The following is a 2,281-nucleotide window of genomic DNA, read 5'->3' as shown; positions in this document are numbered from 1 at the left end:
ATATATATTGATTATGGAGACTCTATAATGGATTTATCATTTCCTAAGAAGCTACTCGCCATTACGGTGATTGCCGCACTGCCCGTGCTTACCCATGCCACAGATACCCCCGCAGCAGCGGCGGCGAAGCAAGGTGCACCAGGGTACGATCACCCTAACCAGTATTTAGGCAAAACAGCCACCACGATCGCCGACAATATGATGCCGGTGATGATGCACCCGGAACAGAATAAAGAGACTCAGGCTAAACTGGCTGAGATTATGAAAAAAACCGGCAAGAAACCCAACATAGTTATCTTCCTGCTGGATGATGTGGGCTGGATGGACGTCGGCTTCAACGGCGGTGGCATTGCAGTCGGTAACCCAACCCCAGATATTGACGCCATTGCTAATCAGGGTTTAATCCTCACCTCCGCCTATTCCCAGCCAAGCTCCTCCCCTACCCGCGCCACGATCATGACCGGACAGTACTCCGTCCACCATGGCATTCTGATCCCACCAATGTATGGTCAGCCCGGTGGCCTGGAAGGGTTAACGACGTTGCCAGAACTGTTGCACGATCAGGGCTATGTGACTCAGGCAATCGGCAAATGGCATATGGGGGATAACGAAGGCTCACAGCCGCAGAACGTGGGTTTTGATGACTTCCGTGGCTTCAACTCGGTTTCCGATATGTATACCGAATGGCGTGATGTTCATATGAACCCGGAAGTGGCCCTCAGCCCATCTCGCACCGAGTTCATGAAAAATATGCCGTTCAGCAAAGATGACGTGCACGCGGTACGCGGTGGTAAGGAAGAAGCCATTGCCGATATTACGCCAAAATATATGGAGGACCTCGATCAGCGCTGGATGCAGTACGGCGTCGACTTCCTCAATAAAATGACCAAAAGCGATAAGCCATTCTTCCTCTACTACGGGACTCGCGGCTGCCATTTCGATAACTATCCTAATGCGAAATATGCGGGCAGCTCACCGGCACGCACAACCTACAGCGACTGTATTGTGGAGATGAACGATATCTTCGCCAATCTCTATAAAACGCTGGAGAAAAATGGTCAGCTTGATAATACGCTTATTGTCTTTACTTCCGATAACGGCCCAGAAGCTGAGCTTCCGCCGCATGGCCGTACGCCGTTCCGCGGCGCGAAAGGATCCACCTGGGAAGGTGGCGTACGTGTCCCGACATTTGTTTACTGGAAAGGCATGGTCCAACCGCGTAAATCAGAAGGTATCGTCGATCTGGCGGATCTGTTCCCAACAGCGCTGGCGCTGGCCGGTAAGCCAGGTGCAGAGGTTTCCAAGCTGGTGCCAAGTACCACCTTTATCGATGGCATTGATCAGTCCTCATTCTTCATCGGTACCGACGGTCAATCGAACCGTAAAGCGGAGCACTACTTCCTGAACGGACAGCTTTCTGCCGTACGTATTGATGAGTTCAAATTCTATACATTACTTCAACAGCCATTCGCCTTTACTCAGAGTGGGTATCAGGGCGGCTTCACCGGGACGGTAATGCCAGCAGCGGGAGCGATGCTCTTTAACCTGTATGCTGATCCACAGGAAACCGATTCTGTTGGTATCCGTCACACCCCGATGGGCGTGCCGCTAACCGTTGAAATCGAAGAATATAAGAAAATCCTGCAGAAATACCCACCGAGAACGCAAATTAAGTCGTAAATCATAGGCCCACCGCCTTACCGGAGGTGGGCCTCTTTTATTGACCCACTTTAATCAGATTCGCTCGCATGATATCGCTGGCGGGTCGACCGTTTGCCAGTAACTCGGCCATCGCTTTCAGGTACGGCGGTAAATGGCGAAAATAGCGCTGATAACCAGCACACAGGTAGTTCAATCCAGGCTCACCTGCTGCCGTCAGTGAAAAGCGGTGTTTCGGGCAACCGCCCCAACAGGCCTTCAGGACCTTGCATTCGCGACACTGAGTGGGCAAACGAGCATATTTATCTTTGCCAAACTGCTCCTGCGCTGGAGAGTCGACCATGCTCGCGAACGTATCATGATGCAGGTTGCCCAGTCGGTATTCGGGATAGACGAAGTGATCGCAGGCATAAACATCACCGTTATGCTCCACAACCAGCGAACGCCCACAGGTAGGTTGATGATGACAGACCGTCCCCGACGCGCCGACAAAGCTGGCGAAGGCCCACTCAATATTCATCACAAACACGCGCCCTACGTCGCGCTGGATCCAGCGGTCAAACACCGCTATCAGAAAATCACCGTACGCTTGCGGGGGAACCGACCACGGCGTCAGTGAACC

2 protein-coding genes are annotated in these 2,281 nt (G+C 52.5%); one reads left to right on the top strand and one right to left on the bottom strand.

What is annotated here, in order from left to right; translation table 11 throughout:
- The first annotated feature begins 27 nt into the window (after nt 1-27).
- On the top strand, nt 28-1,680 hold the full coding sequence (locus LZ634_RS20970; protein ID WP_234508677.1) for a sulfatase-like hydrolase/transferase: 1,653 nt from the start codon (nt 28-30) through the stop codon (nt 1,678-1,680).
- Between the two features lie 37 nt (nt 1,681-1,717).
- Here the strand turns inward: LZ634_RS20970 and LZ634_RS20965 are convergent.
- Nucleotides 1,718-2,281 (bottom strand): SPASM domain-containing protein (locus tag LZ634_RS20965; RefSeq protein ID WP_234508675.1); only part of this gene is annotated, 564 nt, incomplete at its 5' end.

The organism is Kluyvera intermedia (assembly GCF_021440345.1).
Lineage (GTDB): Bacteria > Pseudomonadota > Gammaproteobacteria > Enterobacterales > Enterobacteriaceae > Kluyvera > Kluyvera intermedia_A.
The sequence above is the reverse complement of the archived record's forward strand: the minus strand, read 5'-3'. Positions and strand labels throughout refer to the sequence as shown.